This window comes from Pseudomonas sp. 9Ag (assembly GCF_902506445.1).
Lineage (GTDB): Bacteria > Pseudomonadota > Gammaproteobacteria > Pseudomonadales > Pseudomonadaceae > Stutzerimonas > Stutzerimonas stutzeri_AB.
In genome coordinates, this window is record NZ_LR733836.1 from 4,451,379 (window position 1) to 4,475,277 (window position 23,899).

Below are 23,899 nucleotides of genomic sequence, written 5' to 3' on the forward strand. Positions count from 1 at the left end.
CGGACTCAACCTTTGTGCGTCAAGGTCGCGATCGGCTGTTGCTGGGTGATGCAGTGGATGTTGCCACCGCCGAGCAGGATTTCACGACCCGGCACCATGACGACCTGATGCTGCGGGAACAGCCTGGCGAGGATGGCCTCGGCTTCGGCGTCCAGCGGATCATCAAAGGAGGGCGCGATGATGCCGCCGTTGACGATCAGGAAGTTCACATAGCTGCCGGCCAGGCGAATCGATGGATCGCGCGGTTGACTGCCAACCAGCGGGACCACGCCAGCGCATTCCTCTTCGCTTGCATGCAGCGGCCCCGGAATCGGCATCTTGTGCACGATCAGCCGACGGTCCCAGGCGTCGGTTGCTGTCTCCAGCACCTGCATGGCGGCCTGACAGCGTTCGTAATTGGGATTGTCGCGGTCGTCGGTCCAGGCGAGTAGCACTTCACCTGGGCGAACGAAGCAGCAGAAGTTGTCCACGTGTCCGTCGGTTTCATCGTTGAACAGGCCGTGCGGCAACCAGATGACCTTGTCGATAGCCAGGTAGTCGGCCAGCACGGCTTCGATGTCTTCGCGTGACAGGTGCGGGTTGCGGTTGCGATTGAGCAGGCATTCTTCAGTGGTAATCAGCGTGCCTTCGCCGTCGACGTGAATCGAGCCGCCTTCCAGTACGAAACCTTCGGTGCGGTAGCGGTCACAGCGTTCGAGTTCGAGGATCTTCTGCGCCACCTCGTCGTCGCGTTGCCATTCGCTGTACAGCCCCCCGTCGAGGCCGCCCCATGCGTTGAAGGTCCAGTCGACGCCGCGTAGGCCGCCCTTGCCATTGATCAGGAAGGTCGGCCCGGTGTCGCGCACCCAGGCGTCGTCGGTGCTCATCTCCACCACCCGGATGCGTGGGTCGTCCAGTTGCGCGCGGGCGGTAAGGAACTGCTCGGCTGTCGCGCACACGGTGACCGGCTCGAAGCGCGCAATGGCTTTGGCGACCGTGGTAAAGGCCGCCTGCGCTTGCGTGGCCTGCTCGCGCCAGTTGTCCGGGCGCTGTGGCCAGACCATCCAGGTCTGATTGTGCGGCGCCCACTCGGCGGGCATGTGGAAATCGTCGGCGCGCGGTGTCGTGGTCAGAGTGGTCATCGGTCTACCTGGGGGACGGCAATCTATCGTGGCCGGATGCAAACGGCCGTTCATTAGCGGCGATATATCTGACCATGGCGGACGGCGTTCAGCCGCAACGCGAGGTGCGACTGAAAGCTTTGCCGATCAAAGGCCAGACTCAGGACTCCAGGGAACCGTCCAGCGTCTTGATCGGGCTATACAGGTTCGGACGGCGATCACGGAACACGCCCCAGGCGCTGCGGATGTGCTCGAGCTTGTCCAGATCGAACTGGTGCACCAGCACGCCTTCGCTGGTTTCGTCCAGCTCCTCGACCTTGGCACCGAAATGGTCAGCAATGAAGGATGAGCCGTAGAAGGTAATGTCGTAGCCGTCCTGCTCTTCGCGGCCGATGCGGTTGCTGGCGATCAGCGGCATCAGGTTGGCGCCGGCATGGCCCTGCTGCACGCGCTGCCAATGGTCGCGCGAGGTGATGCTCGAATCATGCGGCTCGCTGCCAATCGCCGTCGGGTAGAACAGCAGCTCGGCACCCATCAGCGCCATGCTGCGCGCAGTTTCAGGGAACCACTGGTCCCAGCAGATGGCCACGCCAATCTTGGCGTAACGGGTGTTCCAGACCTTGAAACCGGTATCGCCCGGGTTGAAGTAATACTTCTCGTGGTAACCGGGGCCGTCCGGGATATGGCTCTTGCGATAGACGCCCAGCACCTTGCCATCGGCATCGATGATGGCGATCGAGTTGAAGCGTGCTCGCCCAGAGAGTTCGAAGAAGCTTACCGGCAGTACCACTTGCAGCTCAGCGGCGACCTTCTGGAAATGCTGAACGGCCGGGTTGTCTTCCACGGAAGTGGCCAGCTGCAGGTATTCAGGGTTCGGCTTCTGGCAGAAATACGGCGTCTCGAACAGCTCCTGAATCAGGATGACCTGCGCGCCCTTGGCTGCAGCCTCGCGGACCAGCTTCTCGGCATTGGCGATATTTGCTTCGCGATCCCAGGAACAGGCCATCTGGGTGGCGGCAACGGTGACGGTACGGGACATGAGAAACCTCGCGGATGCTGGCGTAAGGGCAGCCCAGTTCGGGCATGGCTAAATCTATTCGATAATTATCCGGAACAAAAGCGCTTTCTATCGGCTCGCTAGGGTGCTGGCACGTATTATTCAGATAAATATCGGCTAATTAGGTGCGGCTCGCTTTGGGAGGAACGGCGGCAGGTACAGCCCCAGGTAAGCGTCGAATACCCGCATGCCTTCCTCTGCCATACGTGGCGTGATGCCGCCATGCAGGTGCACCGAGCGCGCATAGACACGATCGCCAAGCTCCATCGCCAAGGCGAACACGTCCACCTCGCTGGGCAGCGCCGGTAGCTGGAAATGCCGTTCAAAGAGGACCTGCATCAACCCGGCGAGTTCGATGTCGTGCTGGCGGTCAGCCTGGGTGACTTCCGCCAGACCGTGCTGTGCCAGGATCAGCTGGCGAGCCGCGGCATCGCTCTGATAGATGGCGAGCATACGTTGCTCGATCAGTCGCGAGAGATCGTGCCAGCTATTGAGAGCGTCGTGCTCAACCGGCTCCTGCAGGCTGGCCCGGAAGGCTGCGTGGATATCAGCGGTGAGCGCCTCGAGCAGGGCTGGCACGCTGGCAAAGAAGTGGTAGACCGAGGAGGGTGGAATCGCCGCGCGCTCAGCCACGCTGTAGATCGACAGCCCACCCACGCCGGAATCAACGAGCAGCTCTCGAGCGGCGGCAAGAATCTGCGCAATCCGCGCCTGGCTGCTGGCGCGAGGCTTGCGGTGGGAAGACGTACGCGGGGTTGGTTCGGCTGTGCTCATGGCCGTATTGGATGCCAGGCTGCCGACAGATGCAACCGCTGGCATCTCGGCTCATACCGGCTACGCCGCTGCAGGGGCTCACACGGCCGCTGCGAACGAGCCAGGAGACAACCAGGCGGCCCCGTACCCAGCGGTACGGGGCCGGGCGTCAGACGGTGTGCAGGTACCAGTTGTACTCGAGGTCGGAGATCGAGTGTTCGAACTCCTCCAGCTCGCTCTCCTTGCAGGCCACGAAGATGTCGGTGTACTGCGGGCTGATGTAGCGCGCCATGATCTCGCTGTCGTCCAGCTCGCGCAGCGCATCGCGCAGGTTGGAGGGCAGGCTTGGCTCGACCTGCTCGTAGGAATTGCCCTCAATCGGTTCATCGGGCGCGATCTTGTTGGTCAGGCCGTGGTGAATGCCGGCCAGCACGCTGGCCAGCAGCAGATAGGGGTTGGCGTCTGCGCCGGCAACGCGGTGCTCGATGCGCACGGCGTCGGGGCTGTCAGTTGGTACGCGCAGCGCCACGGTGCGGTTGTCCAGGCCCCAGCAGGGCGCGTTCGGCACGTAGAACTGCGCGCCGAAGCGGCGATAGGAGTTTACGTTCGGGCAGAGGAAGGCCATGGACGCAGCCATGGTCTGCTGGATGCCACCAATGGCATGGCGCAGCGTTTCGCTTTCCAGCGGATTGCCGGTGGCGAAAATATTGTTGCCGTTCTTGTCCAGCAGCGAGATATGCACGTGCAGACCGTTGCCGGCCTGGCCCGGGTAGGGCTTGGCCATGAAGGTGGTGTCCATCTCATGGTCGTAAGCGATGTTCTTGATCAGCCGCTTGAGCAACACCGCGTAATCGCAGGCCTTGATCGGATCGGCGACGTGATGGAGGTTGACCTCGAACTGCGCCGGGGCGCTTTCCTTGACGATGGCATCGGCGGGAATGCCCTGCTCCTTCGCACCTTCGAGAACGTCCTGCAGGCAGTCGACGTACTCGTCCAGGTCATCGATCAGATAGACCTGGGTGGAGTGCGGGCGCTTGCCGGAAATGGGCGAGCGCGGTGGCTGCGGACGGCCGTTCACGTTTTCCTGGTCGATCAGGTAGAACTCCAGCTCGAACGCGGCGCAGATGGTCAGGCCCAGCTCATCGAACTTGCTCACTACCTGGCGCAGCACTTCCCGCGGATCGGCGAAGAATGGCGAGCCGTCACGCTCGTGCATGGTCATCAACAGCTGGGCAGTGGGGCGTTTCTGCCATGGCTCGTTGCTGAGCGTGTTGGGAATGGGGAAACAGGTCCGGTCGGAGTCACCGATGTCCATCCCCAGTCCGGAGCTCTCCACAGTGATCCCATTGATGTCGAGGGCGAACAGCGAGGCCGGGAGGTTGATGCCTTTTTCATACACCTTGTGCAGGCTGGCGCGCTCGATGCGCTTGCCCCGGACGACACCGTTCATGTCTGCAATCAGCAGGTCGACGTACTGGACCTCCGGGTGTTCCTTTAGAAATGCGTTCGCTTCGTTGAGCTGAACGGCACGCGGCGGCGGAAGCATGATGAAGCACCTTAATTGTTAAAAATTTCAATCATCAAACAGCTTGTCTTGGAGTCAATCGAAAAGCCCTGTCGCTGTCAATAGCGCCTCGAAATGCCTCGTCAACGCCCACTGTGGGCGTTTTCGGGGCAATCAGGGAGGCAATCCCGAAACGCTGACATGGCTTTGCGAAGCGGAAACCCTCGGCTATTGTCTATAAAAACGAACAAGACTACTCTCCGACGAGCCCTATCTGGAAAGACGAGTATCCCATGCCTCGCGTGCCATTGATCGGCGTTTCCGCCTGTACCAGGCAGATCGGCCACCACAGTTTCCACATAGCCGGTGATAAGTACCTGCGCGCGGCGGCTGTAGCCGGCATGCCGTTGGTCATCCCGGCGATTGGCGATCTGATCGACTCTGCCGCCCTGTTAGATAGCTTAGACGGCCTGCTGTTTACCGGCTCGCCATCCAACGTCGAGCCGCACCATTATGGCGGCCCGGCCAGTGCCGAGGGCACCGATCATGATCCTTCACGTGATCAACTGACGCTGCCGCTGATCCGTGCGGCGGTTGATGCGGGTGTTCCGGTGTTCGGCGTATGCCGCGGGTTTCAGGAAATGAACGTCGCCTTCGGCGGCAGCTTGCACCAGAAAGTCCACGAGGTGGGGCCCTATGCCGATCACCGCGAGCGTGCCGAGGATCCCGTTGAGGTGCAGTATGGTCTAAGCCATCCGTTGCACGTGCAACCGGGTGGTTTGCTGCAGCGTCTCGGATTGCCAGCGCAGATAGAGGTCAACTCGGTGCATGGCCAAGGTGTCGAGCGGCTCGGCGAGGGTTTGCGTATCGAGGCCTTGGCACCCGATGGGCTGATCGAAGCGTTTTCCGTCGAAGGCGCGCGCAGCTTCGCACTCGGCGTGCAGTGGCATCCGGAATGGAAGGTGCATGAGCATCCTTATTACCTGGCGTTGTTCCAGGGCTTTGCCCGGGCTTGCCAGGAACGCGCAGGACGGCGCTGAGCGCGGGCCGGCACGGCGCTCGTTTCATTAATTTCTGAGGTCGATATGTCCAGCAAGCTCGACCAGCTCACCGGCTGGCTGAAAGAACGCAAGATTACCGAGGTGGAGTGCCTGATCAGCGACCTGACCGGCATTGCCCGCGGCAAGATCTCGCCCACCAACAAGTTCCTTGATGAAAAGGGCATGCGCCTGCCGGAGAGCGTGCTGCTGCAGACCGTGACCGGTGACTACGTCGAGGACGATATCTATTACGAGCTGCTCGATCCCGCCGACATCGACATGTTCTGCCGGCCCGACCCAGACGCGGTGTTTCTGGTGCCCTGGGCCATCGAGCCGACTGCGCAGGTCATCCACGACACCTACGACAAGATGGGCAATCCCATCGAGATCTCGCCGCGCAACATCCTCAAGCGCGTGTTGAAGATGTACGCGGACAAGGGCTGGCAGCCCATCGTCGCGCCGGAGATGGAGTTCTACCTGACCAAGCGCTGCGAGGATCCGGACCTGCCGTTCCAGCCGCCGATCGGGCGCTCGGGCCGGCAGGAGACGGGCCGGCAGTCGTTTTCCATCGACGCCGCCAATGAGTTCGACCCGCTGTTCGAAGACATGTACGACTGGTGCGAGGCCCAGGGGCTGGATTTGGATACGCTGATCCACGAAGAAGGCACCGCGCAGATGGAAATCAACTTCCGTCACGGCGAGGCGCTGCACCTGGCCGACCAGATTCTGGTGTTCAAGCGCACCATGCGCGAGGCGGCGCTCAAGCACAACGTCGCGGCCACCTTCATGGCCAAGCCCATGACCGGCGAGCCGGGCAGCGCGATGCATCTGCACCAGAGCGTTGTGGATCTGGAAACCGGGCGCAACATCTTTTCCAACAGCGACGGCACCATGAGCCAGCTGTTCCTGCACCACGTCGGTGGCCTGCAGAAATACATCCCCGAGCTGTTGCCGCTGTTCGCGCCAAACGTCAACTCGTTCCGCCGCTTCCTGCCGGACACCTCGGCACCGGTGAACGTCGAATGGGGCGAGGAAAATCGTACTGTTGGCTTGCGGGTTCCAGACTCCGATCCGCAGAACCGCCGCGTCGAGAACCGTCTGCCGGGCGCCGATGCCAACCCTTATCTCGCCATCGCCGCCAGCCTGCTGTGCGGCTACATCGGCATGGTCGAGGAGTTGCCGCCGAGTCAGCCAGTCAAGGGCCGCGGCTATGAGCGTCGTAACCTACGCCTGCCGCTCACCCTGGAAGCGGCACTGGAGCGCATGGAGACCTGCCGACCGCTGGAGAAGTACCTGAGCCCCAAGTTCATCACCGGCTACATCGCAGTCAAGCGCGCCGAACAGGAGAACTACCATCGGGTCATCAGTTCCTGGGAGCGGGAATTCCTGATGCTCTCGGTGTAACGAACAGCCGTGGGGTGGATGAATTTTCTTTCATCCGTGACCAAACAAACACTACCAAGAGGTGATTGATGAGCGATTCGCAAACCCTGCAATGGCAAGCCCTGAGCCGCGACCATCACCTGCCGCCGTTCACCGACTTCAAGGCGCTCAACGCCAAGGGCACGCGCATCATCACGCGGGGCGAGGGCGTCTACCTCTGGGACAGCGAAGGCCACAAGATCCTTGATGCGATGGCCGGGCTCTGGTGCGTCAACCTCGGCTATGGCCGCGAAGAGCTGGTCGAGGCAGCGACTCGGCAGATGCGCGAGCTCCCTTATTACAACCTGTTTTTCCAGACCGCCCACCCGCCGGCGCTGGCACTGGCCAAGGCCATCGCCGAGATCGCGCCGGAAGGCATGAACCATGTGTTCTTCACCGGCTCCGGCTCGGAAGCTAACGACACCGTGCTGCGCATGGTCCGTCACTATTGGGCGATCAAAGGGCAGCCGCAGAAGAAAGTGGTGATTGGTCGCTGGAACGGCTACCACGGCTCAACCATCGCCGGCGCCAGCCTGGGCGGCATGAAGGCCATGCACGAGCAGGGCGACGGCCCGATTCCGGGCATCGAGCACATTGATCAGCCCTACTGGTTCGGTGAGGGCGGTGACCTCGATCCGGACGAATTCGGCGTTCGCGTGGCGCAGCAGCTTGAGCAAAAGATTCTGGAAGTCGGCGAAGACAAAGTCGCCGCTTTTATCGCCGAACCGATCCAGGGTGCCGGCGGCGTGATCATTCCGCCGGACAGCTATTGGCCGAAGATCCGTGAAATCCTCGCCCGCTACGACATCCTGTTCATTGCTGACGAAGTCATCTGCGGCTTCGGCCGGACCGGCGAATGGTTCGGGAGCGACTACTACGGCAATGCGCCGGACCTGATGCCCATTGCCAAGGGCCTGACGTCTGGCTATTTGCCCATGGGCGGCGTGGTGGTGCGCGACGAAGTGGTGCACACCCTCAACGAGGGTGGCGAGTTCTATCACGGCTTCACCTATTCCGGGCATCCGGTAGCGGCCGCGGTGGCGCTGGAAAACATCCGCATCCTGCGCGAGGAAAAGATCGTCGAGCGGGTGAAAAGCAAGACGGCACCCTATTTGCAAACTCGTTGGCGTGAGCTGGTCGAGCATCCGCTGGTGGGTGAGGCCCGAGGCGTCGGCATGCTTGGCGCGCTGGAGCTGGTGAAAAACAAGAAGACCCGCGAGCGTTTCGCTGACCCTGGCGTGGGCATGCTCTGTCGTGAGCACTGCTTCCGTAACGGTCTGGTGATGCGCGCCGTGGGAGACACCATGATCATTTCGCCACCGCTGGTGATCAACGAGGAGCAGATCGACGAGCTGATCAGCAAAGTCCGGTTGTGCCTGGACGCGACGTTGAAGGATGCACGGGGTTGAGTGAACTGGCGCCGGCAGGATGCTTCCGGCGCCGGATAGCGACTTGAAACGCGTCCGCGCGGAACGTATGCAAGCTGTTGAAAAACAGCCAGCGACCTTGCCAGACTGCGCGCGTGCTTTGGCCTGACTTACCGAGGGTGTGTCGATGCCGGCACACCATGAGCTGCCCACAGCCCAACAGATGACTACAACAGGAGCTGCACGGATGAAAACCTTTGCCAAGACCCTACTTGCGATGACGCTGGCTGGCGCGGTCGCCGGCGCTGCGCAGGCCGAAGACAAGGTACTACACGTCTACAACTGGTCCGACTACATCGCCGAAGACACCTTGGAGAATTTCACCAAGGAAACCGGCATCAAAGTCGTCTACGACGTATTCGACAGCAATGAGGTGCTGGAAGCCAAACTTCTCGCCGGCAGCTCCGGCTATGACGTAGTCGTACCGTCCAACCCCTTCCTGGCGAAGCAGATCAAAGCCGGGGTGTTCCAGAAGCTCGACAAGAGCAAGCTGCCAAACTGGGAAAACCTCGACAAGGATCTGCTAAAAGCGCTCCAGCCGAGCGACCCGGACAACCTGTACGCGGTGCCGTACATGTGGGGCACCATCGGCATCGGCTACAACCCTGAGAAGGTCAAGGCTGCTCTGGGCGAAGACGCTCCGGTCGATTCCTGGGACCTGGTGTTCAAGCCGGAAAACATGGAAAAGCTGAAATCCTGTGGCGTTTCCTTCCTCGATTCGCCCACCGAAATCCTTCCGGCTGCACTGCACTACCTGGGCTACAAGCCTGACACCACTAACAAGGACGAGCTGAAGAAGGCTGAAGAGCTGTTCATGCAGATCCGTCCGAGCGTGGCCTATTTCCATTCCTCGAAGTACATCTCCGATCTGGCCAACGGTAACGTCTGCGTTGCCATCGGCTACTCCGGTGACATCTACCAGGCCAAGGCGCGTGCCGAAGAAGCCGGCAACGAGGTCACGGTCAAGTACAACATTCCCAAGGAAGGCGCAGGCACCTTCTTCGACATGCTGGCGATCCCGGCTGATGCGAACAATGTCGACGAGGCTCATGTCTTCCTCAACTACCTGATGAAGCCTGAGGTAATGGCCAACATCACCAACTATGTGCAATTCCCCAATGGCAACGCTGCCGCCACGCCGCTGGTGGATGAAGCGATTCGTACCGACCCGGGCGTCTACCCGAGCCAGGCCGTTCTGCAGAAGCTCTACACCTTCCCGGACCTCGATCCGAAGACTCAGCGCACCATGACTCGCAGCTGGACCAAGATCAAATCCGGCCGTTGATCCACCCGTCTCGCCAGGCCTGTTCGCGGGCCTGCGCGAGGCTTCACCAACCCTTTCAGGCGGCGAAGTACCGACCCGCAACGCTGGCTTGCGATCCGGCTGCGGTGCCTCCTACGGGCGTGACCGTCTCGTCTGTTACGCCGTGCCAGTTGATTTTTAGAGGTTTTTCCAATAAACAGCCCGCCTTTCGCCCACTGATCGCGCGGTCTGCACCAAGAGGACACTCTCATGCGCTCGACATTGAAGTCGCTTCTTATAGCCGCTGCGGTCAGCGGTGCTGCATCCGCTCAGGCTGCCACGGTGCATATCTACAACTGGTCCGATTACATCGGCGAAACAACACTGGAAGAATTCGAAGAAAAGACCGGCATCAAGCCTGTCTATGACGTGTTCGATTCAAACGAAACCCTTGAGGGCAAACTGCTCGCTGGCCGGACCGGCTATGACGTGGTGGTGCCCTCGAACCACTTTCTCGGCAAACAGATTCGCGCTGGCGCTTTCCAGAAACTGGACAAGAGCAAGCTGCCCAATTGGGAGCACCTGGATCCCGCGCTGCTCAAGCAGCTCGAGAAGAACGATCCGGGCAATGCCTATGCGGCGCCCTATCTATGGGGCACCAATGGCATTGGCTACAACGTAGAAAAGGTCACGGCTGCGCTGGGCATCGAGAAGGTCGATTCCTGGGCGGTAATTTTCGAGCCGGAGAACGCCAAGAAGCTGGCCGGCTGCGGCATTGCCTTGCTCGACTCGCCTGATGAAATGATCCCGGCGATGCTCAACTACCTCGGCCTGGACCCCAACAGCACCGACCCGGACGATTACGCCAAGGCTGAAGCGAAACTGCTAGAAATCCGCCCCTACGTCCGCTATTTCCATTCATCCAAGTACATATCGGACCTGGCGAACGGCAACATCTGCATAGCCGCAGGCTTCTCCGGAGACATCTTCCAGGCGGCGGCGCGCGCCGACGAAGCCGGCAAGGGCATCGACATCGCTTATACGATTCCTAAAGAGGGCGGCAATCTCTGGTTCGACATGCTGGCCATTCCGGTCGACGCGCAAAATGTCGAGGAAGCCCATGCCTTCATCAACTATCTGCTCGAGCCTGAGGTGATCGCGTCGGTCAGCGATTACGTGGGCTACGCCAACCCCAATCTCAAGGCTGGCGAGCTGATGGATCAGGAGGTGCGTAACGATCCGTCGGTCTATCCCCCACAAGCGGTGCTGGATCGTCTGTACGTCTCCGCCGAGCTGCCACAGAAAATCATTCGCCTGATGACCCGTACCTGGACCAAGGTCAAGTCCGGTCAATAGCCACACCGGGCAAGGCGGGAGTCGCTGCTGGTCTTCCGTCCTGTCCTTGCAACATGTCGTTTCCCGGCGTTGTCCGGGTCCATCATTCCAATCGGGAGTTCGCGCATGGCCGTTGCCTCCAGCGCCTACAAAAAGGCTCTCACCGGTGAGAGCCAGAACAAGCAGGTGCTGCTGAAGATCGACCGCGTCACCAAGAAGTTCGACGAAACGGTGGCGGTCGATGATGTCTCATTGAGCATTCACCAAGGCGAAATCTTTGCCCTGCTCGGCGGGTCCGGCTCGGGTAAGTCCACCTTGCTGCGCATGTTGGCCGGTTTCGAGCGCCCCACAGAAGGGCGGATATTTCTCGACGGCCAGGACATCACTGACATGCCGCCTTACGAGCGGCCGATCAACATGATGTTCCAGTCCTATGCGCTGTTCCCGCACATGACCGTGGCGCAGAACATCGCCTTCGGCCTGAAGCAGGATGGACTGTCGAAGAGCGAGGTGCAGACCCGCGTCGACGAGATGCTCACCCTGGTGCAGATGAGCCAGTACGCCAAGCGCAAGCCGCACCAGCTGTCCGGCGGCCAGCGTCAGCGTGTCGCGCTGGCCCGCTCGCTGGCCAAGCGGCCGAAGCTGCTTTTGCTCGATGAGCCCATGGGCGCGCTGGACAAGAAGCTGCGCTCGCAGATGCAGCTGGAGCTGGTCCAGATCATCGAGCGGGTCGGAGTGACCTGCGTGATGGTGACCCACGACCAGGAAGAGGCCATGACCATGGCCGAGCGCATCGCGATCATGCACCTCGGTTGGATCGCCCAGGTCGGCAGCCCGATGGACATTTACGAAACGCCAGCGAGCCGCCTGGTGTGCGAGTTCATCGGCAACGTCAATCTGTTTGACGGCGAGCTGATTGAGGACCTGGAAGACCATGCTGTGATCGCCTGTCCTGGCTTGGACAATCCGATTTACGTCGGCCACGGCATTAGCACCCGGGCCCAGGACAAGCAGATCACCTACGCCATACGGCCGGAAAAGCTGCTCATCGGCACCGAGCTGCCCGACCTGCAGCGCCCCGGCTACAACTGGGCCAAGGGCGTCGTCTACGACATCGCCTATCTGGGCGGCCACTCCGTCTATTACATCCAGCTGCCATCCGGCGGCATTCTGCAGGCGTTCATGGCCAACGCCGAGCGACACGTGAAGCTGCCGACCTGGGAGGAACAGGTGTTCGTCTATTGGTGGGACGACAGCGGCGTGGTGTTGCAGGCATGAGCCGCTCACGCCTGAACCCGGGGCGTCGACTGGTCATCGGCGTTCCCTTCCTCTGGTTGGCGCTGTTTTTCCTGCTGCCGTTCGTGATCGTGCTGAAGATCAGCTTTGCCGAAGCCGATGTGGCGATTCCGCCCTACACGGAAGTTTTTGCCTACGCCGAGCAGCAGCTGCAGATCATCATCAACCTGGGTAACTACGTCTTCCTCAGCGAGGACGATCTGTACTGGGCGGCCTACGCCGGTTCGCTGCGCATTGCGTTTTTCAGCACGCTGATTTGCCTGCTGGTGGGCTATCCGATGGCCTACGCCATCGCTCGGGCGCGCAAGGACCTGCAGACGGTGCTGCTGCTGCTGATCATGATGCCGACCTGGACGGCGATCCTGATTCGCGTCTACGCCTGGATGGGCATCCTCAGCAGCAACGGTATTCTCAACGGCCTGTTGCAGGGCCTGGGCCTGATCGACGAACCGCTGCGCATCCTCAACACCGACCTCGCCGTCTACATCGGCGTGGTGTATTCCTACCTGCCGTTCATGATCCTGCCGCTCTACGCCAACCTGGTGAAACACGACCTTAGCCTGCTGGAGGCCGCGTCCGACCTCGGCGCGCGCAACCTGACCAGTTTCTGGAAGATCACGGTGCCCCTATCCAAAAACGGCATCATCGCCGGCTGCATGCTGGTGTTCATTCCGGTGGTGGGCGAGTTCGTCATCCCCGAGCTGCTCGGCGGACCGGAGACGCTGATGATCGGCAAGGTGCTGTGGCAGGAGTTCTTCAATAACCGCGACTGGCCGGTAGCGTCTGCACTGGCGGTGGTGATGCTGGCGATCCTCTTGGTGCCGATCATTCTGTTCAACAGGAACCAGACCAAGGAACTGGAGGGCAAGCTATGAAGCGTTACAGCTTTTCCAACCTGATCCTGGTGCTCGGGTTGTTGTTCATCTACCTGCCGATGGTGCTCCTGGTCATCTACTCCTTCAACGCCTCACGGCTGGTGACGGTGTGGGGCGGCTGGTCGCTGAAGTGGTATGCCGGGTTGCTGGACAATACCCAGCTGATGGGCGCAGTCATGCGTTCGCTGGAGATCGCTTTCTACACCGCTATTGCCGCAGTGGCACTGGGCACCATGGCCGCCTTCGTGCTGACGCGGATCCCCAACTTCCGCGGCCGCACCGTGTTCGGCGGTCTGGTCACGGCGCCGCTGGTGATGCCCGAGGTGATCACCGGTCTGTCCTTGCTGCTGTTGTTTGTGGCCATGGCGCAGCTGGTCGGCTGGCCTGCACAGCGCGGCATCGTCACCATCTGGATCGCCCACACCACCTTCTGCTCGGCCTATGTGGCGGTGGTGGTGATGGCGCGTCTGCGCGAGCTGGATCAGTCCATCGAGGAGGCCGCAATGGATCTGGGGGCGCGCCCCTGGAAGGTGTTCTTCCTGATCACCATGCCGATGATTGCGCCGTCCTTGGCGGCTGGCGGCATGCTGTCCTTTGCCCTGTCGCTGGACGATCTGGTTCTGGCCAGCTTTGTCTCCGGTCCAGGCGCAACGACGCTGCCAATGGAGATTTTCTCGGCGGTGCGCCTGGGTGTGAAGCCTGAAATCAACGCCGTCGCCAGCCTGATCCTGCTGGTGGTGTCGCTAGCGACCTTCATTGCCTGGTACATCGGCCGTCGCGCCGAAAAGCGCCGTGTGCGGGCGATGCGCCAGGCGATGGATGACAGCCATGCCAACCCGACCTGGCGTCAGGTGATCGACAGCCGCAAGGTGATGACGCCGCCCTCGGCGCACAGCTGACGGCGCTGGCGGTCAGCGATTATCCGCTGACCGCTGGTTGGCGGCGGCTTCAGCCGCCGGCGAAGGCCCCCAGTCACAGAAACAACCCACCGCGAGCGAGTGCGTCGCCTTGACCTGGCGGCCAGTCAGCACCGCTTCGAGGATGGGCTCGATGAAACTGTTGTCGGAGCTGCACACGGCCCCTTCGCTGTAGGGGCCGATGTAGATCAGCCGTCCACCGGCATCCCAGATCCCCACTGCCGGACTGGCAGGCAGGCTGCTGGCCCCCGGCAGATCAGCGAGCGCCTGCAGACCGCCCAACTGGTCCGGCAAGCGGCCCTGGCTGTCCGGCTTTTGCAGCGCGTAAAAGCTGACGCCCCGCCCACCGAAGCGTTGCACCAGCTCGGCCAGGTGTTGCTGATTGCCAGCGTTGCAGGGACAGGCCGGATCCCAGAAATGCACCACACGAACCGGCCCGGGACCGCTCAGTGACTCGGGCAATGCCAGCTGGTCGCCGGAGAACAGCTCGGCCCGCTCTGTCTCGAAGGGTCGCAGGTAGCGTGCTTCGAACCACCAGAAGGCGGCAAGCATGGCGCCACCCCAGAGCAGGGCAACGAGTGCCGCGATCAGATACTTGTTGCGTACGGACATGACGGAGCTCTTGAATGGATGTGCCAGCTTGCCACGTCGCGCGGCAGAGCTGAATATCCCGTTTACCCCTAGCAAGAAAACCGCTCATGCCTTCGCGAATCAATCCCGACGCACTCCGCGCGCAATTAAGCCCGCTTCGCCACGCCGCCGAGCTGACCGCCGAGGCACGTTTCTATCAGGCCTATTACGGGCTGGATCTGCCTCATCACGGCGGTATCCAGCGCCGCCTGGGACGCTTTCAGGTGCACGGTTATGAGGTGGTGGCTCAGGCCTGGTATCCCGAACAGCCGGTGGCGACGCTGCTGGTGCTGCACGGTTACTACGACCACATGGGCCTGTACCGGCACGTGGTGGATTGGGGGTTGCGCATGGGCTTTGCCGTGCTCGCCTGCGACCTGCCGGGGCATGGACTGTCCAGCGGGCCACGCGCCAGTATCAACGAGTTCGAGGAATACCAGGCGGTGCTGCAGGGCCTGTTGCACGAAGCTGCTGCGATGGAGCTGCCGCAACCCTGGCATCTGCTGGGCCAGAGCACGGGTGCGGCCATCGTGCTGGATTACCTGCTGTGCCAGCCGGTGCACCCTGCGCTGGGGCAGAGCATTCTGCTGGCGCCCTTGGTGCGGCCGCGGGCCTGGGGATGGTCACGCTTCAGCTATGAGGTGATGCGGCGCTTCGTCAAACAGATCCCGCGGCGCTTCAGTGAAAACTCGGGCGATCCGGCCTTTCTCCAGTTCATCCAGTCCAGCGATCCGCTGCAGCCGGATATCTTGCCGACTGCCTGGGTGGGCGCGCTGTCACGCTGGATTCAGCGTATCGAAGGCGCGCCCGCCAGTCCGCACAGTCCGCTGATCGTTCAGGGGGAGGCCGATATGACGGTCGACTGGCAACACAACCTGCCGGTCCTGCAAGACAAGTTCGCCGCTCCGGAAATTCTTCGGCTGCCCGCGGCGCGGCATCACCTGGTCAACGAGCAGGAAGTCTTGCGCCGGGAATACTTCGGGTTTCTCAGTGAACGCTTGAAGTAGGTCGGCGCGCTGGCAGGAAGGAAGCTTAAGCCTGAGTCTCGTTGCCGCTCACGCCGACCGCGAGCCCGGCACGCAGGGCCTGGAGGGCTGCGCTGTAATAGCGCTGTCCGACTTCCGACTGGGCGAACTGGACGAATTCCTCCAGTTCGGCGTCGGAGAGGTCGCGATAGATGTACAGCAGCGTGTTGTCCAGATCGCTCTCGACCTGCTGCTGCAGACGCTCGCGCTGGCTTTCCAGCAGCCCCTGCGCCTGGCCACCGCCAAGCAGGCCCGGAATCATCTGGCTGAGGCTGTCGGCCGCGACGCCAGCCAATGCCAGACTGACCTCTGCCCCGGCTTCGGCGGCGGGTATCGCCTGAGCCAGATGGCGGATCAGCAGCTGCCGGTTGCTGCCGGCTTCGATGCGCGGGATGCCGTTTTCATATCGAGCCAACTGCTCGCGGCGGCCGGCCAGGGTCTCGGCGGCGACCACCTTATGGCCTAGCGGCGACTGGAAAAAATCCAGCGCTGGTTGCGGATTGGCGAGGTTGTCGCGCAACGCCTGCTTGGCCCGCTGATCGATAGCATTGACCGCGAAACGGCGGTTGCTGTTCGTTACCAGCGCTTGGTAAACGGCCGGCGGCAGAGTGTTCTTGTAGCGTTGTTGAGCGGCCGTCAGGGCATCGCTGAAATTGGCGCGTTGTTCGGTCCAGCCGGCGGTTTCGTACAGCTCGTCGTAGGTGTCTGCGAGGGTGCTGCAGCTGAAGGCAAGTAATACACAAGCGATTAAAGCGCGCATGGAAGCTCCTGTTGGCGGGCAGTTTATTTTCAGCGCCCTGACGGCTGCTGTCGAGGCGCGAAAGCGCTGCTGCTAGACTCCGAAACAATCCTTTCGGAGTCTCTTCCTTGCAGTTCGATCCCATCATTGACGACCTCGCCGAGCATGGCTGGTCGCTTCGTCATTCGTTCCTGTCAGACGATCTGACCCTCGGTTTGGCAGCAGAGTGCCGCAAGCGTGAGGCACAGGGCGCTCTGGCCCCGGCGGGCATCGGCCGCGGCGACGCGCTGACCATTCGCGAAGGCATCCGTGGCGACCAGATTCAATGGATTGAGCCGGGCCAGTCGCCTTTATGTGACCGCTATCTGGAGCTGATGGATGGGCTTCGACAGCGCATGAACCAAACGCTGTTTCTCGGCCTGGAAGAGTTTGAATGCCATTTCGCCCTGTATCCGCCGGGCGCCTTCTATCAGACGCATCTGGATCGCTTCCGCGATGACGACAGCCGCTGCGTTACTGCGGTGGTCTACCTCAACCCGGATTGGCATCCGGCTGATGGTGGCGAGCTGCGCATGCATTTCGCTGACGGTTCTCAGCGCGACATCCCGCCGCTTGCGGGCGATTTGCTGGTTTTCCTGTCAGGTGACTTCCCTCACGAAGTCTTGGTCACCCATACCGACCGCCTTTCGCTGACAGGCTGGTTTCGCCGGCGTCCTGCGGATGTGCTCGCGCTGTAGTGCAGCGCAAAAAAAGCCCGGCGCGAGCCGGGCTAAAGGGAACGGTTTGACCGATGTGCGTTACATGCCAAGCAGGTTTGGCAGCGCCAGGGAGATCGACGGCACGTAAGTGATAATCATCAGGAAGCTCAGCAGCAGCGCGAGCCACGGCATCACGGCACGGATCACCTGAGTCACTGGCATACCCGTAACGGCCGAGGCGACAAACAGGTTCAACCCCACCGGTGGTGTGATCAGGCCGATTTCCATGTTCACTACCATGATGATGCCCAGGTGAATCGGGTCGATGCCCAGCTCTATGGCGATCGGGAACAGGATCGGTGCCAGGATCAGGATGATGGCCGACGGTTCCATGAAGGCACCGGCTACCAGCAGAACGATGTTCACTACAAGCAGGAACATCCACGGCTGCAGGCCGGCCTCGAGCACCATGGCAGTGATCTGCTGCGGGATCTGCTCAGTCGTCAGCACGTGCGCAAACAGCATGGCGTTGGCGATGATGAACATCAGCATGATCGACAGCTTGCCCGACTCCAGCAGCACCTTGGGGCAGTCGCGAAGCGTCAGGTCCTTGTAGACGAACAGCGCGACGAACGCCGAGTACACCGCCGCCACCGCAGCCGCTTCGGTCGGGGTGAACATGCCCGAGTAGATGCCGCCAAGGATGATCACCATCAGCAGCAGGCCCCAGACCGCCTTGCGTGCGGCGGACAGCCACTCGCGGAAGGTCGCCCGCGGCAGCGCAGGCAGGTTCTTTTTCACGGCAATGATGTAGATCGCCACCATCAGCCCGAGACCCAGCATCAGGCCCGGCACGACACCGGCCATGAACAGCTTGCCCACGGAGGTTTCAGTCGCGGCGGCGTACACCACCATGACGATCGATGGCGGGATCAGGATGCCCAGCGTACCGGCGTTACAGACGATGCCTGCGCCGAATGCCTGGGGGTAGCCCGAGCGGACCATGCCGGCAATCGCGATGGAGCCGACCGCAGCAACCGTGGCTGGCGACGAACCGGACAGGGCGGCGAACAGCATGCAGGCCAGTACGGCTGCGATGGCCAGGCCGCCGCGGATATGGCCGACGCTGGCATTGGCGAAGTCGATGAGCCGCTTGGCGACGCCACCGGTGGTCATGAACGCGCCGGCCAGCAGGAAGAACGGGATCGCCAGCAGGGTGTAGTGCTCGGACGTCTCGAACAGCTTGATCGCCAGCGAGGTGACCGAATCCGGGCTGAACAGCAGGATGGTCAGCGAGCCGGCCAGACCGAGGGAAACGGCCACCGGCACGCCGATGAACATCAGCGCGAAGAGCGCAACAAAGAGGAACAGGATAGTCATTTACTTCGGCTCCTCTGCACCCAGTTTCGCAGCTTCGGCGGCTTCGTCAGCCAGGCCAAGGCCGGTTTGCTCGTTGCGCAGGATGCGCACGAAGATTTCGGCGAAACGGATGAACACCATGGCGAATCCAATCGGCACGATCATGCCGATGTGCCATTGCTTGACCCCGAAATGACCGAGGTCTTCGGCGCCGATGTCTGCGGTGAACAGCGCCGAGATCCAATTGAAGCTGGCAAACGCCAGCAAGCCTGCATAGCCGAGGCAGAACAGGCAGGCCACAAAGCCGATGTAGCGCTGGACGTGGCGCGGCGCCAGTTTGACCAGCGCATCGATGCCGATGTGGCCAGCGGTACGCACACCGTATGCCAGGCCGGAGAAGATCAGCCAGGCGAACAGCGCCTTGGTCAGTGCCGTGCTCCAGGTCATCTCTTGCGCCAGACCGATGGTGAAGTCACCCATGGCGAAGAACAGATCGCTTGCGCCTTCATAGCGATCGCCGAGGCTGTAGAACACGGTGTAGAGGTTGTTCAAGACCACGTAAACGAAGGTCACCAATGTCATGGCGGCCAGAAGGAAGGCGATAAACGCTTCTTCGAAGTGGTCCCAGACGCGCCAGAGGGCGTTCATGGATGACATCTCCTGATGGATTGCATTGTTTCGGTGGGCGTACAGAACGTGCGCCATGGGCCGGTCGGGTGACCGGGTGACAGAACAATGAAAAACTCTTGTTTTACAGGCCTCTGGCTCGGGATCGCCGCGCCGTTGATGTTGCCTGACTGCGTTGTCTTTTCACTGGTCTGTCGATATCGCTGGTATTGCTCTATTCGGGACGCGGAGGGCAGCTTGTGGCTGCCCTCCGGCAAGGCTTACTGAGCCTTGTTGGCTTCTTCGGCGGCCTTGATCAGGTCAGCACCGATGTCATTCTCGAACTTGCTCCAAACGGGCTTCATGGCTTCGCGCCACTTGGCACGCTCTTCCGGCGTCAGGACGAGGATTTCGGTGGTGCCAGCAGCCAGGATGTCCTGCTTGGCTTTCTGGTTCAGGTCATCGGCCTGCTTGTTCACCTCAACGGTGACCTCGTCGATGATCTCGTCCAGCTCGGAACGCACGTCTTCAGGCAGACCGTCCCAGAACTTGGTGTTGGTGATCAGCATGTAGTCGAGCAGACCGTGGTCGGACTCGGTGATGTGCTTCTGCACTTCGTGCATCTTCTGCGAGTAGATGTTCGAGTAGGGGTTCTCGGCACCGTTGACCACGCCCGTCTGCAGGCCCTGGTAGACCTCGGCGAAGCTCATCTTGCGCGGGTTGGCGCGCAGGGCCTTGAACTGCTCGTCCAGTACGGCGGAAGCCTGTACACGGAACTTCAGGCCGCGGGCGTCTTTCGGCTCACGCAGTTCCTTGTTGGCAGACAGCTGCTTCATGCCGTTGTGCCAGTAGGCCAGGCCGGTAATGTTCTTGTCTTCCATCGAGCTCAGCAGCTTCTGGCCGGCATCGCTCTGCTGGAAGCGGTCAACCGCCTGGATGTCGTCGAACAGGAACGGCAGGTCGAACACCTGAACGCCCTTGGAGTAATGCTCGAACTTCGCCAGCGACGGCGCGATCAGCTGTACGTCGCCCAGCAGCAGTGCTTCCATTTCCTTGCCATCGCCGAACAGGGACGAGTTCGGGTAAACCTGAACTTCCACCTTGCCGGGCAGACGCTCTTCAACGAGCTTCTTGAACATGATGGCACCCTGACCTTTCGGGGTGTTCTCGGCAACCACGTGGGAGAACTTGATCAGGATCGGGTCGGCGGCCTGGGCCAGGCTTGCCATACCGAGGGACAGAGCACAGGCGAGCGCAGTAGCAGTCAGCTTGAACATTGTTGTGTTTCCTCTTGTTGTGAATGAGCACCCGCATTGGGAAAGGGCGCTCGGCTGAAACCAGCAAGACAAGTCTAGGCGTAATTGATTACATCGTTGCGCCGCACGACGGCCCGGCTTGCCGATCCATAGATTAGCGGGAGCAAGTGCTGTGCCAAAAATGGCAGCGGTCTCCCGTGCCGCGGGAGTTTACTCGTATGATGGCAAAATACTGACGAGTATTTCTCAGCTAGGCCGCTCTAGCCTGCAGGTTCTATACGGATACATGCGCCATGGGCGACGTGCCGGGCTACAGCAAAAAAACACGGGCCGGCGACATGTCGGCAGGCAATGAAGGTGGACTAGCGTGATCACAGCTTGGGTTGGCGGAAAACCGCCAGCTATTCGCCCTCGTCGGGCGGGGTTCCGCCAGCATCGTTGAACACCAGGCCATGCTTACGCAGTTTGTCGTGCAAGGTCTTACGCGGCAGCCCCAGAGCCTCGGCAACACTGCGCAAGGAGCCATGGGGCCGCGCCAGTTCGGCCGCGATCAGGGCGCGTTCGAACGCGTCCACCTGCTCACCAAGCCCGTTGGCTGCGCCAGCGCCGCTGACGTCAGCAGCGCGAGCGTGATCATCGAGGCCCAAATCAAGCCCGAGCGCGAAACGTTCGGCGGTGTTCTGCAGCTCACGCACGTTGCCCGGCCAGGCATGCCGAAGCAGCTGCGCCCGCTGCTCAGGGCGCAGCTCACGGATTGGCAGGGCGTGGCGGTTGGCGGCGGTTTCGGCAAAATGCTGGAACAGGAACAGCAAGTCTTCGCTGCGTTCGCGCAGCGGCGGGATACGCAGAAGGGCGACGTTCAGACGGTAATAGAGATCGGCGCGGAAGCGCCCCTGGTCGGCGGCCTGGCGCAGATCTTCCTTGGTCGCAGCGATCACCCGGATGTCCAACGGGATCGACTGATTGCCGCCGAGGCGCTCGACGATGCGTTCCTGCAGCATGCGCAGCAGTTTTACCTGAACGTCCAGGCTCATGCTCTCGATCTCGTCGAGAAACAAGGTGCCGCCGTTGGCAAACTCGAACTTGCCGATGCGGCGTTTCTGCGCGCCGGTAAAAGCGCCGGCTTCATGTCCGAACAGCTCGCTTTCAACCACCGACTCGGCCAGTGCCCCGGCATTGATTGCCACGAACGGCCCGTTGCGACGGCTGGAAAGGTCGTGCAGCGCGCGCGCTACGACCTCTTTGCCTGCGCCGGTTTCGCCAAGGATCAGCACGTCGGCCTGGGTCCCTGCGAGCGCGCCGATCTGCTCACGAAGACGTTGCATGGCCGATGACTGGCCGAGCAGCCGGGTCGACAGCTGCTGACGGTCGGCCAGTGCCAGCCGCAGGCTGCGGTTGTCGAGAACCAGTTGGCGCAGGGCGAGGGCGCGGCGCACGCTGTCGAGCAGCGCCTCGCTGGGGAAGGGCTTCTCGAGAAAGTCATAGGCCCCGGCCCGCATGGCTTGAACCGCCAGCTGGATATCACCATGGCCGGTAATCAACAGAACCGGTAGTTCGCGGTCGATTGCGTGCAGTTGTTGTTGCAGCTCCAGGCCGTCGATACCGGGCATGCGGATGTCGCTGACCACCACGCCGCCCCAGTCCTGGGGCAACATGCCCGGCAAACCGCGCGCATCACTCAGACTGAGCACCTTGAGCCCGGCGAGATCGAGGGTCTGGCTCAGCGCCTTACGCAGATGGGGATCGTCATCGACCAGGATGACCTGAGTCTGCGGGTCGATCGGGTGGGTCATGCTAGTCCTCGCTCGGAAAGGCAACGCCGGGGTCGGCGCAATGCAGATGGAGACTGATCTGCGCACCGCCCTCTGGATGGTTGGCCAGTATCAGTTCACCGTCCAGGGCGCGGGCCAGGGTATCGCAGATGGCCAGTCCCAAACCCAGCCCCTGAGCGCTGGTCTTGGTGGTAAAGAAGGGCTCGCGAGCACGTTTCATTGCCTCGTCGGAAAAGCCCGGTCCGTTATCGCGCAAGGTCAGCAGCACACCCTCGCCCTGGCGCTCGGCGCGCAGCCAGATGCGCCTCACCGGCGGGCGTTCGACCAGGGCGTCCAGCGCGTTGCTCAAGAGGTTGGAGATGATCTGCCGCAGGCGCGTCTCGCCGGCCTGTACCCAGAGCGTGGCGTCCGGCAGGTCGCGAATCAGTTCGACGCCCATGGCCTGGCGCCGCTTGGCCAGCAACGCCAGCGCGTCGTCCAGCGCCGGCTGCAGCGCGACCCGCTCCGGTGCATGACGGTCGCGTCGAGCAAAGGCGCGCAGATGAGCAATGATCGAGGCCATGCGCGCTGTCAGCTCGCTGATCAGGCGCAGATTATCGCGAGCCTCGTCGTTTCGCTGCTGGTCGAGCAGGACGCCTGCGTTTTCCGCATAGCTGCGAATCGCCCCGAGCGGCTGGTTGAGTTCGTGGCTGATGCTGGCGGACATGGTGCCAAGCGCCGAGAGTTTGCCGGCCTGAAGCAGCTCGTCCTGGGCACGGACCAGCTCTTGCTGGGCCTGCTCGCGCTCCAGCACTTCTTCCTTGAGCCGGCTGTTCAGCGCTTCCAGATCGTAGGTCCGCTCCTGTACACGTCGCTCAAGCTGCTGGCGCGCCTTGGCATCCAGGGCGATGCGCTCGAGATAATGACGGCGCCGCTGCATCAGCAGGCCAAGCAACAGCAAGAGCGCGGCGAGGGTGGCCGCGCCGATAGCGACGACCGTCTGCACGGGGCGCTCGACCAGGCTGATCGGTGCCAGGATGCGCACCGTCCAACCGGTTTCCTTGAGTTCGCGGCTCTGGATCAGCCAGGTATCGATATCGAGCGTCAGATCCCGAGGTTTGAGCGTGGGGTAGGGACGTTCAGACGCGATCTGCTCGCGCTCTTCAATATCGAGCGCGCGGCTGGCGCGAAACCGCCATTCCGGTTTCGAGGTAAGGATCACCACGCCGAAACTGTCGGTCACCATCAGTTGCTCGGGCGTGCTGCCCCAGAGCGTTTCGGTATGGTCCAGATCCACCTTGACCACCAGCACGCCGAGGACTTCGTCACCGTCACGGACCGCAGCCCCGAAATAGTAACCGCGCTTGCCCGAAGTGGTGCCGAGGCCGAAGAAGCGGCCCAGCTCTCCGGCCATGGCCTCTCTGAAATAGGGTCTGAAGGCGAAGTTTCGACTGACGAAGCTGTCTTCTTCGTTCCAGTTCGATGCCGCCAGCGTGTTGCCGTCGGGGGCCATCAGATAGATGACGTCGGCGCCGGTTTCCTTGCGCAGCTGATTCAGCAGGCGGTTGGCCTGGTCCTTGGCAGCCGGGTTGTCAGGCTGGCGCAGCGCCGTGCGCAGGGTCGGCAGATCACCAAGGATGCGCGGCAGCACTTCGTAACGGCGCAACGAGCCGAGCAGGTTGGCGACGTAGAGATCGAGCGTCTGGCGGTTCTGCTCGATCAGCTCGTTGCTGTAATAACTTTTGGCCAGCTGTTGCAGGGGCCAGAGTAGCGGCGCCAGCAACAGTGCAACCACGGCCAGGTTGCGCCAGCGAGGGCGGCGGGGGGAATCGGGTAAGGTCATGCAGATGCGCCTGTGGTTCGGGC

Annotated in this window: 21 protein-coding genes; 10 read left to right on the top strand and 11 right to left on the bottom strand. The window is 61.7% G+C overall.

The window, feature by feature from the left end; all coding sequences use genetic code 11:
* Positions 1 to 5: 5 nt before the first annotated feature.
* From aguA to ALTERO38_RS20460, 4 genes are all read right to left on the bottom strand, one after another.
* A complete protein-coding gene (gene aguA, locus ALTERO38_RS20445) occupies positions 6 to 1,121 on the bottom strand; it encodes an agmatine deiminase (protein WP_159969520.1) in 1,116 nt (371 codons plus the stop codon).
* 139 nt (positions 1,122 to 1,260) lie between these two features.
* A complete protein-coding gene (aguB, locus tag ALTERO38_RS20450) occupies positions 1,261 to 2,139 on the bottom strand; it encodes an N-carbamoylputrescine amidase (RefSeq protein ID WP_159969521.1) in 879 nt (292 codons plus the stop codon).
* Between the two features lie 135 nt (positions 2,140 to 2,274).
* Positions 2,275 to 2,931 carry a TetR/AcrR family transcriptional regulator gene (locus ALTERO38_RS20455; protein WP_159969522.1) on the bottom strand — a complete coding sequence of 219 codons (657 nt, stop codon included), beginning with the start codon at positions 2,929 to 2,931 and terminating at the stop codon, positions 2,275 to 2,277.
* 148 nt (positions 2,932 to 3,079) lie between these two features.
* Positions 3,080 to 4,456, bottom strand: coding sequence for a glutamine synthetase family protein (locus tag ALTERO38_RS20460; protein WP_102836442.1), 1,377 nt, complete (start codon positions 4,454 to 4,456; stop codon positions 3,080 to 3,082).
* 251 nt (positions 4,457 to 4,707) lie between these two features.
* On the opposite strand from ALTERO38_RS20460, the gene ALTERO38_RS20465 reads away from it, so the two are divergent.
* The 8 genes from ALTERO38_RS20465 to ALTERO38_RS20500 all read left to right on the top strand — a co-directional run bounded on the left by ALTERO38_RS20465 (position 4,708) and on the right by ALTERO38_RS20500 (position 13,951).
* Positions 4,708 to 5,454, top strand: coding sequence for a gamma-glutamyl-gamma-aminobutyrate hydrolase family protein (locus tag ALTERO38_RS20465; protein ID WP_159969523.1), 747 nt, complete (start codon positions 4,708 to 4,710; stop codon positions 5,452 to 5,454).
* Positions 5,455 to 5,499: 45 nt separating this feature from the next.
* The gene (locus ALTERO38_RS20470; RefSeq protein WP_102836444.1) at positions 5,500 to 6,858 is read left to right on the top strand and encodes a glutamine synthetase family protein; all 1,359 of its coding nucleotides are present in this window, start codon (positions 5,500 to 5,502) and stop codon (positions 6,856 to 6,858) included.
* Positions 6,859 to 6,926: 68 nt separating this feature from the next.
* A complete protein-coding gene (locus ALTERO38_RS20475) occupies positions 6,927 to 8,285 on the top strand; it encodes an aspartate aminotransferase family protein (protein ID WP_159969524.1) in 1,359 nt (452 codons plus the stop codon).
* A 205-nt stretch (positions 8,286 to 8,490) separates the two neighbouring features.
* A complete protein-coding gene (locus ALTERO38_RS20480; protein ID WP_102836446.1) occupies positions 8,491 to 9,588 on the top strand; it encodes a polyamine ABC transporter substrate-binding protein in 1,098 nt (365 codons plus the stop codon).
* Positions 9,589 to 9,816: 228 nt separating this feature from the next.
* Positions 9,817 to 10,902 (top strand): polyamine ABC transporter substrate-binding protein, encoded by a 1,086-nt coding sequence (locus ALTERO38_RS20485; protein WP_102836447.1) that lies wholly within the window; start codon positions 9,817 to 9,819, stop codon positions 10,900 to 10,902.
* A gap of 105 nt (positions 10,903 to 11,007) precedes the next feature.
* Entirely contained in the window at positions 11,008 to 12,159 is a 1,152-nt protein-coding gene (potA, locus tag ALTERO38_RS20490; protein ID WP_102836448.1) for a polyamine ABC transporter ATP-binding protein, read from the top strand.
* The gene (locus ALTERO38_RS20495) at positions 12,156 to 13,052 is read left to right on the top strand and encodes an ABC transporter permease subunit (RefSeq protein WP_019340812.1); all 897 of its coding nucleotides are present in this window, start codon (positions 12,156 to 12,158) and stop codon (positions 13,050 to 13,052) included. The genes potA and ALTERO38_RS20495 overlap by 4 nt, the downstream gene beginning before the upstream one ends.
* Entirely contained in the window at positions 13,049 to 13,951 is a 903-nt protein-coding gene (locus ALTERO38_RS20500) for an ABC transporter permease subunit (protein ID WP_102836450.1), read from the top strand. Before ALTERO38_RS20495 ends, ALTERO38_RS20500 begins: the two co-directional genes overlap by 4 nt.
* 12 nt (positions 13,952 to 13,963) lie before the next feature.
* On the opposite strand, the gene ALTERO38_RS20505 is transcribed toward ALTERO38_RS20500, so the two are convergent.
* The gene (locus tag ALTERO38_RS20505; protein ID WP_159969525.1) at positions 13,964 to 14,581 is read right to left on the bottom strand and encodes a DUF6436 domain-containing protein; all 618 of its coding nucleotides are present in this window, start codon (positions 14,579 to 14,581) and stop codon (positions 13,964 to 13,966) included.
* An 86-nt stretch (positions 14,582 to 14,667) separates the two neighbouring features.
* Between ALTERO38_RS20505 and ALTERO38_RS20510 the strand changes: the two genes are divergently transcribed.
* Entirely contained in the window at positions 14,668 to 15,606 is a 939-nt protein-coding gene (locus ALTERO38_RS20510) for an alpha/beta hydrolase (RefSeq protein WP_159969526.1), read from the top strand.
* A gap of 25 nt (positions 15,607 to 15,631) precedes the next feature.
* Here ALTERO38_RS20510 and ALTERO38_RS20515 read toward each other — a convergent pair whose 3' ends face one another.
* Positions 15,632 to 16,384, bottom strand: coding sequence for a hypothetical protein (locus ALTERO38_RS20515; RefSeq protein WP_102836453.1), 753 nt, complete (start codon positions 16,382 to 16,384; stop codon positions 15,632 to 15,634).
* A gap of 107 nt (positions 16,385 to 16,491) precedes the next feature.
* Here ALTERO38_RS20515 and ALTERO38_RS20520 point away from each other — a divergent pair, with 107 nt between their 5' ends.
* Positions 16,492 to 17,100 (top strand): 2OG-Fe(II) oxygenase, encoded by a 609-nt coding sequence (locus tag ALTERO38_RS20520; protein WP_102836454.1) that lies wholly within the window; start codon positions 16,492 to 16,494, stop codon positions 17,098 to 17,100.
* Between the two features lie 60 nt (positions 17,101 to 17,160).
* On the opposite strand, the gene dctM is transcribed toward ALTERO38_RS20520, so the two are convergent.
* From dctM to ALTERO38_RS20545, 5 genes are all read right to left on the bottom strand, one after another.
* Positions 17,161 to 18,441, bottom strand: a complete 1,281-nt coding sequence (dctM, locus tag ALTERO38_RS20525) for a C4-dicarboxylate TRAP transporter large permease protein DctM (RefSeq protein ID WP_102836455.1) — start codon at positions 18,439 to 18,441, stop codon at positions 17,161 to 17,163.
* Positions 18,442 to 19,068, bottom strand: a complete 627-nt coding sequence (locus ALTERO38_RS20530; protein ID WP_159969527.1) for a TRAP transporter small permease — start codon at positions 19,066 to 19,068, stop codon at positions 18,442 to 18,444.
* Between the two features lie 239 nt (positions 19,069 to 19,307).
* Complete coding sequence (gene dctP, locus ALTERO38_RS20535; protein WP_159969528.1) at positions 19,308 to 20,303, bottom strand: C4-dicarboxylate TRAP substrate-binding protein DctP; 996 nt, start codon at positions 20,301 to 20,303, stop codon at positions 19,308 to 19,310.
* 380 nt (positions 20,304 to 20,683) lie between these two features.
* Complete coding sequence (locus ALTERO38_RS20540) at positions 20,684 to 22,075, bottom strand: sigma-54 dependent transcriptional regulator (protein ID WP_159969529.1); 1,392 nt, start codon at positions 22,073 to 22,075, stop codon at positions 20,684 to 20,686.
* 1 nt (position 22,076) lies between these two features.
* Complete coding sequence (locus ALTERO38_RS20545; RefSeq protein ID WP_159969530.1) at positions 22,077 to 23,876, bottom strand: ATP-binding protein; 1,800 nt, start codon at positions 23,874 to 23,876, stop codon at positions 22,077 to 22,079.
* Positions 23,877 to 23,899: the final 23 nt, after the last annotated feature.

Bases quoted from the DNA above. Each gene is read 5' to 3' on its own strand.
- ALTERO38_RS20460 (WP_102836442.1), bottom strand. From the start codon at position 4,456: ATGCTTCCGCCGCCGCGTGCCGTTCAGCTCAACGAAGCGAACGCATTT.
- ALTERO38_RS20465 (WP_159969523.1), top strand. From the start codon at position 4,708: ATGCCTCGCGTGCCATTGATCGGCGTTTCCGCCTGTACCAGGCAGATC.
- ALTERO38_RS20495 (WP_019340812.1), top strand. From the start codon at position 12,156: ATGAGCCGCTCACGCCTGAACCCGGGGCGTCGACTGGTCATCGGCGTT.
- ALTERO38_RS20505 (WP_159969525.1), bottom strand. From the start codon at position 14,581: ATGTCCGTACGCAACAAGTATCTGATCGCGGCACTCGTTGCCCTGCTC.
- ALTERO38_RS20470 (WP_102836444.1), top strand. From the start codon at position 5,500: ATGTCCAGCAAGCTCGACCAGCTCACCGGCTGGCTGAAAGAACGCAAG.
- ALTERO38_RS20545 (WP_159969530.1), bottom strand. From the start codon at position 23,876: ATGACCTTACCCGATTCCCCCCGCCGCCCTCGCTGGCGCAACCTGGCC.
- ALTERO38_RS20485 (WP_102836447.1), top strand. From the start codon at position 9,817: ATGCGCTCGACATTGAAGTCGCTTCTTATAGCCGCTGCGGTCAGCGGT.
- aguA (WP_159969520.1), bottom strand. From the start codon at position 1,121: ATGACCACTCTGACCACGACACCGCGCGCCGACGATTTCCACATGCCC.
- ALTERO38_RS20475 (WP_159969524.1), top strand. From the start codon at position 6,927: ATGAGCGATTCGCAAACCCTGCAATGGCAAGCCCTGAGCCGCGACCAT.
- dctP (WP_159969528.1), bottom strand. From the start codon at position 20,303: ATGTTCAAGCTGACTGCTACTGCGCTCGCCTGTGCTCTGTCCCTCGGT.
- ALTERO38_RS20510 (WP_159969526.1), top strand. From the start codon at position 14,668: ATGCCTTCGCGAATCAATCCCGACGCACTCCGCGCGCAATTAAGCCCG.
- aguB (WP_159969521.1), bottom strand. From the start codon at position 2,139: ATGTCCCGTACCGTCACCGTTGCCGCCACCCAGATGGCCTGTTCCTGG.
- ALTERO38_RS20455 (WP_159969522.1), bottom strand. From the start codon at position 2,931: ATGAGCACAGCCGAACCAACCCCGCGTACGTCTTCCCACCGCAAGCCT.
- ALTERO38_RS20515 (WP_102836453.1), bottom strand. From the start codon at position 16,384: ATGCGCGCTTTAATCGCTTGTGTATTACTTGCCTTCAGCTGCAGCACC.
- ALTERO38_RS20530 (WP_159969527.1), bottom strand. From the start codon at position 19,068: ATGAACGCCCTCTGGCGCGTCTGGGACCACTTCGAAGAAGCGTTTATC.
- dctM (WP_102836455.1), bottom strand. From the start codon at position 18,441: ATGACTATCCTGTTCCTCTTTGTTGCGCTCTTCGCGCTGATGTTCATC.
- ALTERO38_RS20500 (WP_102836450.1), top strand. From the start codon at position 13,049: ATGAAGCGTTACAGCTTTTCCAACCTGATCCTGGTGCTCGGGTTGTTG.
- ALTERO38_RS20540 (WP_159969529.1), bottom strand. From the start codon at position 22,075: ATGACCCACCCGATCGACCCGCAGACTCAGGTCATCCTGGTCGATGAC.
- ALTERO38_RS20480 (WP_102836446.1), top strand. From the start codon at position 8,491: ATGAAAACCTTTGCCAAGACCCTACTTGCGATGACGCTGGCTGGCGCG.
- potA (WP_102836448.1), top strand. From the start codon at position 11,008: ATGGCCGTTGCCTCCAGCGCCTACAAAAAGGCTCTCACCGGTGAGAGC.